Below are 14171 nucleotides of genomic sequence, written 5' to 3'. Positions count from 1 at the left end.
GATGGCGGCCGTGGACCTGACCGCGCTCTGCTTCGCGGAGGCGGTGCCCTTTGCCGTGACGAACGGGAACAGCCAGAATGCGCCCGGTGGGACGTTCCATGTCGATCGGCCCGGCGATCGCTGGGGATTTCAGTTCGTGTCGCGGCCCTATCGTGTCGAGCCCGAGGGCGCCGAGTTTCAGGCGCTGTTCGACGATGCTGAGAAGCATGGTGGATTGTTCAGAGTGCATCAGCCGGGGTTCGATCCGGGCGCGCCGGGCACACCAGTGGTGGCGAGCACTACCAGCGCCGGCAAGCTGGTGCCGCTCACCGGCCTGAACCCGAACTATCCCATCCGTCGCCGCCAGTTCGTCAGCTTCGTGGTGGGCGGGCAGCGCTTCCTGGACCGGGTGATGGAGGAAGTTGTCGCCGGCGCGGACGGCACCGCGATGCTGCGGCTGAAGAACCTGCTGCGCGTCACCCTGCCCGCCGGCACCCTTGCCGAACTGGCGGATCCGAAGATCGAAGGTTCGGTGACCTTTTCCTCGCCGTCTTCCTGGCAGGTGAATCGACTGACCACCTTTGCCTTCACGGTAACCGAGGATCGTTGAAAGATGCGCAGGATCATGGTGGACGGGCTGCTCAAGATCGAGCTGCCCGGCCACACCGTGCGCCTGTGTGGTGGCGGGCAGGTGGTGTTCGGCGGGGATACGTACACCGCGCGCGACAGCCTGTTCGGCATGCTGCAGGAGGCGGACGAGCTGACGCAGGGCATCGGTTCGATCCTGCCCGGCGCATCGCTCACCTTCGTGCCGCCGCCCGATGTGCCGGCGCTCTCGCTCAACGATCCGGCCTATCAGGGCTGCCGCATTCGCGGGTGGACGGTGGAGATCGATCCCGATCTGGGCACCGTTACCGGTTCGGAAATCGAAATCGACGGGATCATCGACGTGCCGGTGCTGCGCTCGCCCGCGTCGGGCCGATTGCTCGAGGTGAGCTGGGTATCGGCCTGGCAGCGGCTGTTCAGCGTCGACGAGGGCAATTTGCTCAATTCGGTGGCGCACCAGAAGGTGCACCCCGGGGAGCGGGGGCTGGATAACACCACGGGCGTGACGAAGAGCGTGGCGTGGGGAACCAATTCGGTGCGGACGGGGGGCTGATGGCGAAGAAGATCACGCCGCCGCGCAACCTGCACGAGCGGGCGGAGCGCATGCGCAATGCGCTGGCATGGTTCGAGGACAAGCCGTTCTCGTGGCAGACCAGCGCCAACTGCATCCATGCGCTGCGGGCGCTCGCAGTGGCGTTCGGGCGCAAGGCGCCGCCGGTGCCGCGCTTCCGCACGCCGCTGGGCGCACGGCGCGCGATCCGGCGCAGGGGCCATGCCGACCTGCGCAGCCTGATCGGCGCGTATCTGGGCCCGGAGATCGCGCCCGCGATGGCGATCGTGGGGGACGCCGCGCTGCTGCCCGGCGAGGGCTTGGGTGCCGTGGTGTTCTATGCCGGCGGTGGCCAGTGGCTGGGCTGGCATGGTGAGGATCAGTCCCGCATGCAGGCGTTCAGCATGCCCGGTGACGCCTTCCTGGCCGCCTGGAGGATGTGATGGCGGTGGTCGCGCGCACCTTGGGCAAGATATCTGGCATCGCGGCCTCAGTGCTGGCCGTCGTGCCCGGCGGCCAGGTGTTCGCCGCCGCCTTTGCCGCGAACGCGCTGATCATGGGTGCGATCGGCGGCAAGGCGCGCCCGACCGCGCAGGGCGCCGTGACCGATATCCAGATCGGCGCGAACATGCCGAGCATGGAGCTGCTGGGGCAGGCCTATTCGGGCGGCAGCCGGGTGCAGCAGGTAGCCTATGGCACCGAAAACGACGTGCCGAACGCCCATCTGCAGGTGGTCGATATCTATTCGGGTGGCGGCCCGCTGCACGGCCTGGTGAAGATCTTCGGCGATTTCACCGAGATCGCATTCGACGGCGGCGGCGCGGCGATCGGCTATTTCTCGAACGATACGCTCTACCGCGACTATCAGCTGGGCGCGACGAACGAAGCCGATGCGCTGGCGCCGCATTGGAGTGGGGCGCCCGATTGGGGCAGCGCCTACAAGCTGTCCGGCAAGGCGGCGATCTGCTTCAGCGCGCGCTTCCCCAAGGATGGCAAGAGGTTCGGATCGGGCTTCATCCAGACAGGTGCGGAATGGCAGGGCGTGCTCGCCTATGATCCGCGCCTGGACACCACCTATCCCGGCGGCAGCGGCGCTCAGCGCTGGGCGGACCCTGCGGACAAAGCGGCGTTCGCCGCGGCCAAGCCGACATGGGCATGGACGCGCAATCCCGGTCTGCTCGCCCTGCGCTATGCGCTGGGCACTTGGGAGCGGGATGAGAGCAACAGCAGTGCCGAATATCAGAAGGTGTTCGGCATCGGCGGCAAGATCGACCAGATCGTGGCGGAGGACTTTGTCGAGCTGGCGAACGTCTGCGATGCCAATGGCTGGACGGTGAACGGCACGATCTTCGAAGGGCAGGGGATCAGCAAGTGGGACAATCTGCGCCGCATCCTGATCGCGGGCGGGGCGCAGCCCTGTTTCAAGGGCGCCCGACTGGGGCTGAAGATCAATGCGCCGCGCGTGCCGATCGCCACGATCACGCTGGACGACATCGGCGAGGGGGAGCCGGTTTCCCCCGGCACCGTCGCCTATGAGGAGCGCAAGAACACGCTGACGCCCTATTACATCTCGCCCGATCACAAATGGGCATCAGTACCGAGCACGCCGGTGCAGATCACCGATTTCGTGACCGAGGATGGCGAGGTGAAGCCGGAAGACGTGCCGTTCGACCTGGTCACCAATGCGGATCAGGCCGCGCAGCTCACCGGCTATGAGCTGGTCGATCGGCGAGAGCCGGTGTTCTCGCTACCACTGCTGCGGCGCTTCCCCGCCGGCGCCCTGCTGGCGTTCGACGATGCCGTGCGCGAGCGCTTCGGCATCCGGCGCGAGGAAGCGACCATGACCAAGCGCAGCACCGACTGGAATGCTATGCGCTGGAGCGGCGAGTTCATCGGTGAGCGCCCTGGCAAGCATGAATTCGCCCTGGCGCTCACCGGCACTTCGCCGCCGGTGCCTTCCCTGCCGACGCCGGAGGATCGCGACACCACTGCCTCGGCCGATCCGGCGGCGACCAGTGCCACGATCCGTGGCGGATACATACGCGTGGAAGGCGTGCTGCTGACCGCATCGGATGCTGGATCGAGCGCGACGATCACGGTTTCGGCGCACAGCTGGGACTATCCCGGCGAGAATGCCGATGTGGCGCGGGCCGGTGGCGCGATCACCGGGCTGAGCTATTCGACGGCCTACCACGTCTATTTCGACGACAGCACCTTGGCGGCCGCCGCGCCGACCTATCACACCGCCACCAACCAGGCCGACGCGCTGAACAGCACGGCGCATCCCTATCGCCACTACCTCGGCAGCGTGACGACGCCGGCTTCCGGCGGCGGCCCGGTGGATGGCGGTGGCGGTGGCGGCGGCTATTGCGTGGCGCCGGAAACGCCGATCCTGATGGCGGACCAGACCGAGCGGGCCGCGAGCACGCTGATGGTGGGGGAATGGGTGTGGACCCGCCATGCCGAAACGCTCGCCTGGGGCAGCTATCCGATCACCGCGGTGAAGCGCGTGCCCGGAGCACGGCGGTTTTCGGCCGAGATCGGCGGGCGCGTGTTGCGCGGATCGTTCGATCACCCGGTGTGGATCGATGGCGCGTGGGTAACGCTGGAGCAGATCGGCACGCCGATCGATGATGGTGATGTGATCGCCATCACCGTGGCCGACGCGCACAGCTTCATCGCCGCCGGCGTCCTTTCGCATAACAAGCAGGTCGATCCGGAGCTGTAGGCTCCACGACCCTTCTGGAGACCATGATGGAACCTGCAAACGTGCCCCTGGAGGCGCGGGGATCGGCCGCGCTCGCGTTCGAGCTGCCCTTCGAGGTGGCAGGGGAGCCGTTCGACTTCACGAGCTACACCGGCGCCGTGCTCGAGGTGCGCCAGTATGGCGCGGAAGCCGGCGACGCGATCATTCGCCTGAACAAGGTGACCAGCAATGTGGAGGGCATCCGCTTCATCGATCCGGCGGAGGGCATCCTGCGCTTCCAGTTCAACCGGGAAACGCTGCGCGACGCCTACCTCTCGATGATCGGCGCCAACCCCGCCGGCAGCAATCTCGCCTTCGTCTACGACCTGATCCTGACGGGCCCGGACGGGCTGCGGGAGCCGTGGATGGAAGGCACCTTCACCCTGAAGCCCGGAGTTTCGATCTGATGGCCATGCCAGCACGTGTAAAGATGGACCAGCGCGGCGTGCGCGGTATCGGCGCCGGCGACATGGCACGCGCCAAGGGCCATTTCATCGGAGCCCCCGTCACCAAGGACATGAACGACGACCAGGTGCTGGATGCGCCGCTGTCGATCATGAACGAAATGGTCGAGTCCGCAGGGGTTCCCATCCAATATGCGGATGTGGTCGCCGCCTCGAGCGCCGACGATGGCAACATCACCCTGAGCGGCGAACAGCGCATCGGCGAAGTCGATGTTGTCGACGGCAACCGCGTGCTGCTCCCATACCAGACTGCCGGCGCCCAGAACGGACTGTGGATCGTCCATACAGGGGCCTGGACGCGCCCCACCGATTTCGATGGCGCGGGCGAGGCTGTTTCCGGCGCCGTCGTGCAGGTGATCGATGGATCGCAGGCCGGGCTCTGGCGGCTGACGACGCAAGGCACGATCACCATCGGCACCACGGCCCAGACCTGGCGGGCGTTCAGCCTGCGGGCGGCGGTGAAGGTGCCTTACATGCCGGCGGGCGACGGGGCGGTATCCACCGACGTGCAGGCGGCCCTTCGAGGTCTTCCCGTTCCCGTGACGCAATTCGGGGCCGTTGGGGATTACGATCGCGACACCAACACCGGCACCGACAACACACAGGCATTCCGGAAAGCGATCGCCTTTGCGCTGCTCACTGGCGCCCGGCTGACGGTTCCAATGGGCGATTTCAAGGTCACCGACACGCTGGAGATCGAGAACGAGCTGATCCTGTCGGGTGCTGGTGCGGCGCTGAGCCACATTACGATGGTCTCGGGGACGGCCAAACCGGTTATCCGCATTTCGTGCCCGGATAACGAATCGATTATCGGCCTGATCATCGAGGGCATCCGAATTGTCTGCGATGGCGATGGAACCGGGGCCAAGTGCGACGGCATCGTATTGGTCGGGACCGATACGAACAGCGCTTTCCGGATGTGCCGGATAAGTGACAATCAGATCGGAAACCCGCGCCGGGGTATCGTCGTCGATGCGGTGTTCTACCGGAATTTCATCATCGGCAATACGATTTCGGGATACTTTGGGGGCTCCGTCTCGGAGTACGGCATTTACATCAACAGCGCCCGAGATGTTACCTATAACATTATTATGGGGAACGAAGTCACCGCCGTTGGCAACGGCGCCTGGGCGTACTGGATCCATTCGAACTACTCTCAGTTCATCAACAATACCGCCGATGGATATTGCTATTTCTCGTCGCCGGGCGGCGCGATCAACACGCTCTCGGTCGAAACAATCTATGCCGAGTTCCCACCCGTCACGCCCTATGGCGCATGCGTCGTCGTGCTCGATCAGGTGCAGGTCGCTTCGAACATCAATATCATCGGTTGCGTGAACTCGCGCGCCACGACCGGCGTGAAGGTGATTGGCACCAATACGACGATCAACTCCACGCGCTTCACCGCTCCGCAGCCGAACAATTCCTATCTGTTCGACGCGGGTTCCTCCGGCGTCGTCAACGGCACCTTCATGACCGGCGCGGTTTCGAAGCTGGAGGACAGCAACAGTCCTACCGTGCTCAATCGCTGGATATTCAATGCCTGCAGCGACATCACCATTCGCGGTGGGTACGAGGAGGGCACCTGGACGCCCAACTTCTCGGTTTCGGGTGAGGAATGGAGCACCGCGCCGAGCGTGAGTAGCGCGACATATGTGAAGGATGGCCGTGTAGTCACCGTGTTTCTGAACTTCAACGGCGGCGCATGCCCTGACTATGCTTCAATCGGGGGATTGCCTTACACCTCCGGTCAGGTTGGCACCGCGACAATGAGCTCAGGCAACGTCGCGAAGCGGTTCATCGCTTCGATCCCGACCGGGGTCACCAAAATCAACAACATTCCGGCTCAGAGCCTGTCGGGTGTCTTCTGCCAGTTGGTGGCGACCTACCGAGTGTAGGCGTCTGGCTCGTTCCCACTGGCGGGCCCGTAGGCGAAAGGCGTCGAGGCGAGGGGTGGCGAACCAGAAAAACACGATTGCTACAGCAACGGAAGCGACCACGCCGATTGCGGGAGCGTGAGCCTTGGAAGCCAGCATCTCGACCACCGCCAAAGCAGCAATGTGGGTCAGGTAGAGCGGATAGCTAAGATTTCCGAGTGTTCGCGACCATGCCGAGACGGTGTCAAATTTCGCTATCGCGGGCATCGCGAGCGCGAATGACCCAATAATGAGGATCGACCTCACCGGCTCGGGCAGTCGGAACAGGCTGGCTCCCACGAGCAACGCGCAGCATCCGAGAGTTATCGCCAACATGGTTCCCGGGAGCAGGGGAGCGGGAATCGAACGTTGAACGATTGCACCCAGTAGAAAGATGGCAAGCTCAGCAGGGAAGAACCTGTGTGTCCACGGATCTTGAAATCCAATGCCGGCGACAAACAGCGCAACTCGAATGCAGATCGACATGAGGAGTAGTATTGCGATCCTTCGCTTAGACCTGAGCGCGAACGGGGCGAGAACGTAAAATGATGCCTCGATCCCGAGGGCCCATGTCTGTGGCATTAGAAGGCCATGGTGCGCGCCCGGGATGAACATCAACCAGTCCTGGCCGATCACGGTGATGTTCGAGATCGCGACGGCGGGACCGAGCGGGCCAGTGATCACCTCAAGGAGTGGTCGGTGCTCTGGTACCGGAAGGAACGCCACAATCGGCAATGTGATTGCCGCCACCAAAAGATACTCGGGGTAAAGACGGATAGCTCTCGCGAAGTAGAAGCTAATTGCCCCGTCGTACCTATCGCGGTCGGATAGAACCAGGGCGATTACATACCCTGAAAAAAGATAGAACAGTTGCACAACAACCCTGCCGCCAAAGATCGAGCCTGCCCCGGAGTGGATGAGCACGACCTCGAGCGATAGTAAAAGGCGCAGCAGTCCCATGCCCGGAAAATCCTACACCGGGCCCTTCAATACAAACGATTTTTCGCGCGAGGCCTTCTCGTTTCGGCGCTGGATCTACCAAAAGGGGATGTGCATGAGTGACACCGGCGGCGTCAGCGCTGGCGAAGTCGGCGGGATCATCGCCGGCGCCATCGCTCTTCTAGCTGCTCTCGGGAAGGGGGTGGCATGGGCGCTCAACTGGAAGGACGCCCGCGCCAACAGCCGCTCTGCCAAGCTGCAGGCGTGGCATGACGAGCTGACAGCGCGGGAAGCAAAGCTGGACGCCGAAATCGCCTCGCGCCTCAGCAGGATCGAGGAAGCGCACGCCAGCCTTGTTAAGAACCACCTCGACGTGCTGATCCGGTTCGAGCGGCAGCGGAACGCCTATCGCGTGCTCGCCGCCGAGCTGATCCAGGTGGCCCCGCATTCTGCGGCACTGATTCAGGCATCCATGATCCTGGAGGAGCCGTTGCCCGTGCCGTCGATGCCCGGCGTGCCGGAATTACTGAGTGAAATCGACGCTGCGGACGGCGCGGCGGAATAATCAGGAGAAAGACGATGTTCGATGCACGTCCCCTTCAGGGGCGGCTGATCGCGCGCGGCTATTCGCTCGCGGTCGACGGCGAAGCCGGGCCCAAGACCTTTGCCGCCGTGCTGGCGTTCATCGGCCGGCAGCAGCTGACGCCGCTGGTCGCGCAGCTCGGCGCGGCGACCGCGAAGCACCTGCCCTCGGCCGAGATCGTCACGCCGCTGCGCGTGGCGCACGCCCTGGCGCAATGGGCGGTCGAGACGGGCGGGTTCGCCAAGCTCGAGGAAAGCCTGAGTTACTCGGTCCCTCGCCTTCGTGCGGTGTGGCCGAGCCGCTTCCCGACCGACGCGGCCGCCAAGCCTTTCGCGAACAACCCGCAGGCGCTGGCGGAGAAGGTCTACGGCGGGCGGCTGGGCAATACCAAGCCCGGCGACGGATGGCTCTATCGAGGGCGCGGCCCGACGCAGCTGACCGGCCACGACAATTACGCCGGGGCGGCCGAGCTGACCGGCGTCGATGTGCTGGGCAACCCCGACCTGGTCGCAACGCCCGACGTCGGCATGCTGGTCGCCTGCGCCTATTGGCGGCAGCGGAACATCAATGCCGTCGCCGACCACGATGACCTGACCGCTGTTCGCGTGAAGGTGAACGGCGGGAAGATCGGGCTCGAGGAAGCCAAGGCGTTCCTCGCTCGGGCAAAGCAGGTGCTGCTGTGAGGGAGCGCTACGTCTCGCTGGTCGAAGGGCGCAGCGCCAACGAAGCCTTCATGTACGGCTGGCTGGCGAGGATCGTCGCATGAGCATCCGCCCACCCGACGCACGAGGCTGGATCGGAATCGGCGTGTTCTGCCTGACCGTGATGGTGTTCGTCATGACCGCGGCGATCCCGGAACTTCGCAACAACGAGTACTTCAAGACGCTGGGCACCCTCGTCGTTGGAGCCTTCATCAAGGACGTCGTGTCCTGGGCCTACGCAGCGACCAAGGGCGGTGGAGAACTCGCTGACCGCAACGCCGAGATTGTCGCCCAGAAAGCCCAAGGAGACCAGAAGTGATCCCGGTCTACCAAACCCGCACCGTCGCCAACGATGGCGCTGGCAACTGCTTCAACGCCTGCGTGGCGTCGATCCTCGAACTGCCGCTCCGCGACGTGTGCCAGGTTCTGCCTGATTTCGCCGGGGACTATTGGGCTGAATGGAACAAGTGGCTCGCCGAGCGCGGCCTCGAGATCGACTGCGTAATGGCCACCGAAGGTGCGCCGAAAGGGTTCGCCATCGCGACCGGAACCGGCGGCCGCTTCTACCCAGATGGTCATTCGCGCGCGGGTAAGCCGATCATGCACGCCGCCGTCGTCTTCAACGGCGAGCTGATCCACGACCCGTTCCCCGGCGCCAAAGAATTCGGGGGCATCCGCTGGTACTGGACGCTGAATCCGCTCAGCGCCGACGAGCAGGAGGCGGCTTAGATGCCCTACCCAAGCACCACGTGGCATTGCTCAACCTGCCACGCGCCCCATCGCTCAGAAGACGACGCGGTGCGGTGCGAATATGGGCACATCGTCGACCGCGCCGTCGCGGGCTTCCGCGACGACTTGGCGCGCATCTTCTCCTCATCGCCGATTCCGAAGGATGGAGCACCGCAATGAAGCGCATTGCCCTCGCCTGCCTGATCCTCACCCTCCCGGGCTGCACCATCACCCAGATGCGCTCGTCGCTCGACGCGATGGAGGCGAAGTGCAGGACCTATCTGGAAACACATCCGAATTCGAACGATCGTGCGGCGGATGCCTGCCGGAAGCTGCTGGGGTAGTTGCGGTCCGGCGGCGCGACCTAGCGCTTCACACGCCAGGTCAGGTTGACCTTTTCCATCGGTACGCCGCAATGGCGGCACACGCTCTCAATATGATCTCCAGCGTCATGTGCCGCTCCACGGGAGCGTTCATGCTTGCCGAGAAGGCATTTGATGAGACCGATGATGCTCACACCAACAGCGTAACAGCTGCAATCGTTCGCACCTACTGAATTGCGCGTCGCTTTTGGGCATTGCCCCGACTCGAATGTTCCTGCGATGTTCTCGTGAATGCGCGTATTCCCCCTATGGGCCCGAACCCTCGGAGCGATGATCGACGAGGGCTGCAAAGTTCGGGCGATCTGCGATCGGTGCCATGAGTGGAAGGACGTGGATATCACCGCCCTGGCGGCGCGCGTCGGCCCGGAATACTCGCTAATCAACCGCCGTTGCCCCTGCCGGCTGCGCCAGGGCTGCGCGGGCTGGAACCGCTTCTACATCCTGCTTGCGGTCTACCGGCCACTGTGGACCGACGAACGGTCTAAGCAGTGGACGCTTGAGGATCTACGGAGACGCGGCGGGTAGGAAACACCGGGCCTCGTACCGTCATCCGCTCCGCCGGATAAGGCCGTTGCAGCTTGACGATCTCCTCATAGCTGCCGCGCAGCCAGAGGTCCCAATTCGCTTCCTCAAGCACGGTCACCATCGCATTGGGGTGGATCGGCGCCACCAGCTCGTTGGCGTCGCAGGTCACCATGGTGAAGCCATTGCCCAACGCCGTGGGCTGCCAGAAGCCCGCGACCGCGAACATCGGCTGGTCTGTGACGTCGAACCACATCTCACCCTTGAGCGGCTTCTTGCCATCGCCCAGGTCGACCGGCTCAGGCGTCCACTCGCAGAACTCGGTGAGCGGCACGAGGCAGCGGTTCTCGGGTTCTGCCGCGAGCCGCTTCCACTGCGGAAGGCCGAGCTGCCGGACATTCGTCATCGGCCATTTCGCCTGGCCGCCCAGCACGTCCCAGCTCATCACGTCGATGCCGCGACCTCGGTCGTTCTCGCGGACGACATAGGCCCTGCCGGCTGGCCTCAGCTCGGCCGGGTTGAACCGGTTGTCCATCGGCTTGTCGACCAGCCACTTCGAGCCGAAGCGCTCGAACAGCGTCTCAGGCTCGGGGGCATTCTTGTTGCGGGCGCGGTTGCACAAGTCAGCTATCCTCCCAGGCGCGCTTCATTTCCTCCGGGATCTCGAAGTCGTTGAGCATGCGCTGGAAGGCGCTCGTGCCGGTTTCAATCTCCTCTTCGAGATACCGCTTTACGTGGCGCAGGACATGGACGGCCATCGCCTCGGCGGCCATCCGAGATTTCGCCGGGGTATCGAGGTTGGTGTCGGCGGCAATCATCACCGCGCAGGCGCGGGCGAAGGTGTCGAAATAGTCGTCGGCGAGAGGCGCCTTCTCGATCGAGCCGAGCCGTTCGAGCGAATAGATCGTTTGCGGCACCAGCTGCTCGACCATCGCCTCCTTGTCCTCGTCGTTGACGAAGAACTGCGGTTCCGGCGTCTTCCCGAACTTAGCCACCCTGGCCTCCTCGATTCGATACTGAGCATCTATCGGACCGAGCACGGCCGGAAGTCGAGTCACGGGGCGACATAGGGATGTTCCTCGCGTACCAGCTCGACGGCGCGCGCGATCGCGTTCTTCTGCGCCGCGGTGCCCTTCGGGTGAACGGCCCAGTTGCAGGTGATGTTGAGGTGGGTCGGGAGCTTCTCGACCGGACCTATCGCGCGGAGCCAGGCGTCGTGCGTCCCGCCGGCGGCGCCTTCCAGGAGGGTCGCGAGCAGGTCCCGCAGCTGCTCAGGGGTCATGATGATCGCCATGCTTCCCCTGACTCATTGACCGCGAGTCGGGTTCCCTAACTGTAGCTCATGCTGCAGGCGGCGAATTTCCGCGATCAGCCTTGGCACTCCCCAATGCGCAGCGGCCGTGTATTCGGATCGATCATCGTAGCTGCTGTCAGGCCGTCGCGCGGCTTCCCATTTCCGCTCCAAATTGCCGATCAGCAATTCGATCGCTTGGTCGCTGGCGCCTTCGGGAATAGTTCGGGAGCTTTTATGCCGATCCATTCCTTTTGTATCCGCTCCGTTCCGCGAAGCTGTCAATTGACGTGGGCCGAAAATGGCTTAAATCCGCCGTTCTCCTTCGCGGGGGCGCTTAGCTCAGTTGGTAGAGCATCTCGTTTACACCGAGAGGGTCGGCGGTTCGAGCCCGTCAGCGCCCACCATCCCCCGATATCGCAGCCGATGCGCGGTTCAATGTACCGGCGCGGGAGCAGTGCCCGAGCCTGTGGTGACCGGGGGCGTGGCGGTGCCTGTTGCAGTTCCTGAGCCGCTGCCGGTTCCCGATCCGCTCGTCGGCGGCGGTGCGGTGCCGGACGCCGGCGGGGGTGGCGTCGAGGTGCCGCCGCCTGTGGTTCCGGTTCCGCGTGGCGTAATCGGCGCGAGCGCGGGCGGCGTCACTGTCTGGGAGGGGGCGAGGCTCGATGCCCCGCCCGTGGGCGCCGGTGTCGGCGGGTTGGCGGCGCCATTGGCGGTGATGCGGGCGCGATCGGTCTCCGCCGCGATGGCCGCCTCGCGTTCCGGATTGAGCGTGTTGAGCCGCAGCCGCTCCACGGTGTTCTGCGAGGCGATCCGGTCGAGCGGCACCTGATCGGTGCGGAAATGCAGTTCCACCGAACTGTCGAGATCGGCCGAGACATTGGTGCTCTCGTTGGTGGTGACATCGTCGGTGCGGACATAGCCGATCGTCGAATTGACCGATGCCGATGCGCTCCAGAAGCCGAACCCGCCCGAAGCGCTCGCGCCCACCGTGGTGCGCGTGTCGAAGCCGCTGTGCTCCTGCTCGCGCGCGGCGGATTGCGCATCGATGTGGAAGCGCATCGAGGCGGCGATGCGGCCCGAATCGATCACGATCCGCTGCATGCCCATCTGCACCATCGTCGCCAGCATCTGCTGGCGGTTGCGCGCCAGGCTGCTGCGCACGAACGGGATCAGCTGTTGGGCATCGGTGCCGGGGATCGCGGTATCGGGCTCGAGGTTGAGGGCTGCGCGCACCGCATCGACTGTGGGCGGGGCGCCGACCGGGATCAGGCGGACCGGATCGGGGGTGTCCTCGGGATCGGGGATGTCGCGGGGGTCGGGGGCTTCGGGTTCCTCGATGCGAAAACTCTGGGGGAACTGGTCGGCGAGCCAGCGCTTGGCGGGATCGTCGCTTGAGCCGCCGGTGGAGGCGAAGCCGTCCAGGGACTGGGAGACGCCGCGGACCAGCTCGATATATTGCTGGAGCTGCTGCTGGTTGGTGTCGACCATCGCGCGGAAGATTCCGTTCACCAGTTCCGCGACGAATCGCGGGAAGCTGATGGCCCGCAAAACGGCGTGGGTGGTACCCGCCACGCCGGCTACCGCGGTGCCGGAATAATGTTCGCCGGCGCTCATTCCGGCGGCGACTGCCGCCCCCCCTTTTCTCGGCGCCGCCTCGGCTTCGAAGAGCTGGGCGGCATGGGCTATCCGCACCAGCGCGTTCGCGATTTCGCGCTGGTCGGCGGTGGGGAGGGATTCGAAACCCTCGGCGCCGACCAGCGAATCGCGGACCGCGCCGCGGACTTCCGGCGGTGGATCGGCCAGCGCCACCGCCATCGTTCAGCTCCCCAGGTCGCGCCAGCTGGGGCTCGCACCAGCAGCGGGAGGACCGCCATTCTGACCGCGGACGATCGACAGCGTCTCATCGACCCAGTCGACCGCCGAATCGACCACCGGATCATTGGGCTGGACCAGGGCCCCGCCCGCCGTCTCGATCGTATCGACATGCTCGGCCAGCCAGGCGAGCACCGCCATCCCGGCACGGCCCCGCCGGAGCAGGGTAAGCGTCGGCCGCGGCGTGCGGCGGAACTTGCGATCGATCGCCCCCACCGCATCCCAGAGCGTCCGCGCATGCAGCAGCGTGCGCACCTGCCCGTTATTTAGGATCGCGATCGCCTGAGACAATGTGTCGAGGATCTGGCGGGCGAGCATCAGCACCATGCCGCTAGCCGCGCCCGAGACATTCTCGGCGACCTGGATCACCGCCTGGCGCGCGCGCCCCTGGCTGCCGCCGTCCGCCGCCTTCATGATCGAATCGCACAGGTTGAGCAGCAGCTCCTCGAACTCGCCATTGGCCCGCGCACTGGCATCCTCCGGACCCGTCGGCGCCCCGAACAGCCGGCCGAACAGCGACAGCCGCTCGGCCTCGTTCGGCCGCTCGTCGCGGCTCTGCCAGAAGCGCTCGACCGCCGGCGCGGCATCGCCGATCTCGCCGTCGAGCGCGCCGGTGCGCATCAGCCGGGTGAAGTCGTCCGCCGCCTGGATCAGCCCCGCCATCTCCAATGTCGAGGCGAGATAGAGGCTGGCGATCGCGCGGATCTGCGTCGCGTCGGCGCGGGCGGCCGGCGGCAGCTCGATATCGCCGAGCTCGGCGAGCATCGTCGCATGGGCATGGGCCGCGAGCAGCAGCCGCTCGGCATCGTCCACCGCGCGGACCAGGCCGAGCGGCACCGAAGTCTCGGCTTCGAGCGCCAGGGCAAGGGCATTGGTGTGCAGCATCG

The 14171-nt window shown here is 65.1% G+C and carries 17 protein-coding genes and 1 tRNA gene; 11 read left to right on the top strand and 7 right to left on the bottom strand.

Annotated elements, in window-relative coordinates; translation table 11 throughout:
- The first annotated feature begins 1 nt into the window (after nt 1).
- Genes AAHM44_RS00305 through AAHM44_RS00285 form a run of 5 tightly spaced genes read left to right on the top strand, consistent with a single transcriptional unit; the run spans nt 2 to nt 4288 of the window.
- Nucleotides 2–589 carry a hypothetical protein gene (locus tag AAHM44_RS00305; protein ID WP_342248603.1) on the top strand — a complete coding sequence of 196 codons (588 nt, stop codon included), beginning with the start codon at nt 2–4 and terminating at the stop codon, nt 587–589.
- Nucleotides 590–592: 3 nt separating this feature from the next.
- Entirely contained in the window at nt 593–1138 is a 546-nt protein-coding gene (locus AAHM44_RS00300) for a hypothetical protein (RefSeq protein WP_342248602.1), read from the top strand.
- Complete coding sequence (locus AAHM44_RS00295) at nt 1105–1578, top strand: DUF6950 family protein (protein ID WP_342248601.1); 474 nt, start codon at nt 1105–1107, stop codon at nt 1576–1578. Before AAHM44_RS00300 ends, AAHM44_RS00295 begins: the two co-directional genes overlap by 34 nt.
- Nucleotides 1578–3863 (top strand): Hint domain-containing protein, encoded by a 2286-nt coding sequence (locus AAHM44_RS00290; RefSeq protein WP_342248600.1) that lies wholly within the window; start codon nt 1578–1580, stop codon nt 3861–3863. Before AAHM44_RS00295 ends, AAHM44_RS00290 begins: the two co-directional genes overlap by 1 nt.
- A gap of 26 nt (nt 3864–3889) precedes the next feature.
- Nucleotides 3890–4288, top strand: a complete 399-nt coding sequence (locus AAHM44_RS00285; RefSeq protein WP_342248599.1) for a hypothetical protein — start codon at nt 3890–3892, stop codon at nt 4286–4288.
- 1832 nt (nt 4289–6120) lie between these two features.
- Here the strand turns inward: AAHM44_RS00285 and AAHM44_RS00280 are convergent.
- Nucleotides 6121–7221 (bottom strand): acyltransferase family protein, encoded by a 1101-nt coding sequence (locus tag AAHM44_RS00280; RefSeq protein ID WP_342248598.1) that lies wholly within the window; start codon nt 7219–7221, stop codon nt 6121–6123.
- A gap of 94 nt (nt 7222–7315) precedes the next feature.
- Between AAHM44_RS00280 and AAHM44_RS00275 the strand changes: the two genes are divergently transcribed.
- The 5 genes from AAHM44_RS00275 to AAHM44_RS00255 all read left to right on the top strand — a co-directional run bounded on the left by AAHM44_RS00275 (nt 7316) and on the right by AAHM44_RS00255 (nt 9557).
- On the top strand, nt 7316–7765 hold the full coding sequence (locus AAHM44_RS00275; protein ID WP_342248597.1) for a hypothetical protein: 450 nt from the start codon (nt 7316–7318) through the stop codon (nt 7763–7765).
- A 14-nt stretch (nt 7766–7779) separates the two neighbouring features.
- The gene (locus AAHM44_RS00270) at nt 7780–8466 is read left to right on the top strand and encodes a glycoside hydrolase family 19 protein (RefSeq protein WP_342248596.1); all 687 of its coding nucleotides are present in this window, start codon (nt 7780–7782) and stop codon (nt 8464–8466) included.
- Between the two features lie 79 nt (nt 8467–8545).
- On the top strand, nt 8546–8803 hold the full coding sequence (locus tag AAHM44_RS00265; protein WP_342248595.1) for a hypothetical protein: 258 nt from the start codon (nt 8546–8548) through the stop codon (nt 8801–8803).
- The gene (locus AAHM44_RS00260) at nt 8800–9213 is read left to right on the top strand and encodes a hypothetical protein (protein ID WP_342248594.1); all 414 of its coding nucleotides are present in this window, start codon (nt 8800–8802) and stop codon (nt 9211–9213) included. Before AAHM44_RS00265 ends, AAHM44_RS00260 begins: the two co-directional genes overlap by 4 nt.
- A gap of 176 nt (nt 9214–9389) precedes the next feature.
- A complete protein-coding gene (locus AAHM44_RS00255; protein ID WP_342248593.1) occupies nt 9390–9557 on the top strand; it encodes a hypothetical protein in 168 nt (55 codons plus the stop codon).
- A gap of 520 nt (nt 9558–10077) precedes the next feature.
- Here the strand turns inward: AAHM44_RS00255 and AAHM44_RS00250 are convergent.
- Genes AAHM44_RS00250 through AAHM44_RS00235 form a run of 4 tightly spaced genes read right to left on the bottom strand, consistent with a single transcriptional unit; the run spans nt 10078 to nt 11658 of the window.
- Entirely contained in the window at nt 10078–10740 is a 663-nt protein-coding gene (locus tag AAHM44_RS00250; RefSeq protein ID WP_342248592.1) for an SOS response-associated peptidase family protein, read from the bottom strand.
- 1 nt (nt 10741) lies between these two features.
- Nucleotides 10742–11113, bottom strand: coding sequence for a hypothetical protein (locus AAHM44_RS00245; RefSeq protein WP_342248591.1), 372 nt, complete (start codon nt 11111–11113; stop codon nt 10742–10744).
- 59 nt (nt 11114–11172) lie between these two features.
- Nucleotides 11173–11412, bottom strand: coding sequence for a hypothetical protein (locus AAHM44_RS00240; RefSeq protein WP_342248590.1), 240 nt, complete (start codon nt 11410–11412; stop codon nt 11173–11175).
- A gap of 12 nt (nt 11413–11424) precedes the next feature.
- Nucleotides 11425–11658, bottom strand: coding sequence for a hypothetical protein (locus tag AAHM44_RS00235; protein ID WP_342248589.1), 234 nt, complete (start codon nt 11656–11658; stop codon nt 11425–11427).
- An 82-nt stretch (nt 11659–11740) separates the two neighbouring features.
- Between AAHM44_RS00235 and AAHM44_RS00230 the strand changes: the two genes are divergently transcribed.
- Nucleotides 11741–11816, top strand: a tRNA-Val gene (locus tag AAHM44_RS00230).
- Between the two features lie 28 nt (nt 11817–11844).
- Here AAHM44_RS00230 and AAHM44_RS00225 read toward each other — a convergent pair.
- Nucleotides 11845–13227, bottom strand: coding sequence for a hypothetical protein (locus tag AAHM44_RS00225; protein ID WP_342248588.1), 1383 nt, complete (start codon nt 13225–13227; stop codon nt 11845–11847).
- 3 nt (nt 13228–13230) lie between these two features.
- Nucleotides 13231–14169, bottom strand: coding sequence for a hypothetical protein (locus AAHM44_RS00220; protein WP_342248587.1), 939 nt, complete (start codon nt 14167–14169; stop codon nt 13231–13233).
- Nucleotides 14170–14171: the final 2 nt, after the last annotated feature.

The organism is Sphingomonas sp. OTU376, from assembly GCF_038440415.1.
Lineage (GTDB): Bacteria > Pseudomonadota > Alphaproteobacteria > Sphingomonadales > Sphingomonadaceae > Sphingomonas > Sphingomonas kyeonggiensis_A.
This window is presented reverse-complemented; position numbering and strand designations above follow the sequence as displayed.

Bases quoted from the DNA above. Each gene is read 5' to 3' on its own strand.
- AAHM44_RS00280 (WP_342248598.1), bottom strand. From the start codon at position 7,221: ATGGGACTGCTGCGCCTTTTACTATCGCTCGAGGTCGTGCTCATCCAC.
- AAHM44_RS00270 (WP_342248596.1), top strand. From the start codon at position 7,780: ATGTTCGATGCACGTCCCCTTCAGGGGCGGCTGATCGCGCGCGGCTAT.
- AAHM44_RS00265 (WP_342248595.1), top strand. From the start codon at position 8,546: ATGAGCATCCGCCCACCCGACGCACGAGGCTGGATCGGAATCGGCGTG.
- AAHM44_RS00255 (WP_342248593.1), top strand. From the start codon at position 9,390: ATGAAGCGCATTGCCCTCGCCTGCCTGATCCTCACCCTCCCGGGCTGC.
- AAHM44_RS00300 (WP_342248602.1), top strand. From the start codon at position 593: ATGCGCAGGATCATGGTGGACGGGCTGCTCAAGATCGAGCTGCCCGGC.
- AAHM44_RS00240 (WP_342248590.1), bottom strand. From the start codon at position 11,412: ATGGCGATCATCATGACCCCTGAGCAGCTGCGGGACCTGCTCGCGACC.
- AAHM44_RS00225 (WP_342248588.1), bottom strand. From the start codon at position 13,227: ATGGCGGTGGCGCTGGCCGATCCACCGCCGGAAGTCCGCGGCGCGGTC.
- AAHM44_RS00305 (WP_342248603.1), top strand. From the start codon at position 2: ATGGCGGCCGTGGACCTGACCGCGCTCTGCTTCGCGGAGGCGGTGCCC.
- AAHM44_RS00220 (WP_342248587.1), bottom strand. From the start codon at position 14,169: ATGCTGCACACCAATGCCCTTGCCCTGGCGCTCGAAGCCGAGACTTCG.
- AAHM44_RS00285 (WP_342248599.1), top strand. From the start codon at position 3,890: ATGGAACCTGCAAACGTGCCCCTGGAGGCGCGGGGATCGGCCGCGCTC.
- AAHM44_RS00275 (WP_342248597.1), top strand. From the start codon at position 7,316: ATGAGTGACACCGGCGGCGTCAGCGCTGGCGAAGTCGGCGGGATCATC.
- AAHM44_RS00235 (WP_342248589.1), bottom strand. From the start codon at position 11,658: ATGGATCGGCATAAAAGCTCCCGAACTATTCCCGAAGGCGCCAGCGAC.
- AAHM44_RS00290 (WP_342248600.1), top strand. From the start codon at position 1,578: ATGGCGGTGGTCGCGCGCACCTTGGGCAAGATATCTGGCATCGCGGCC.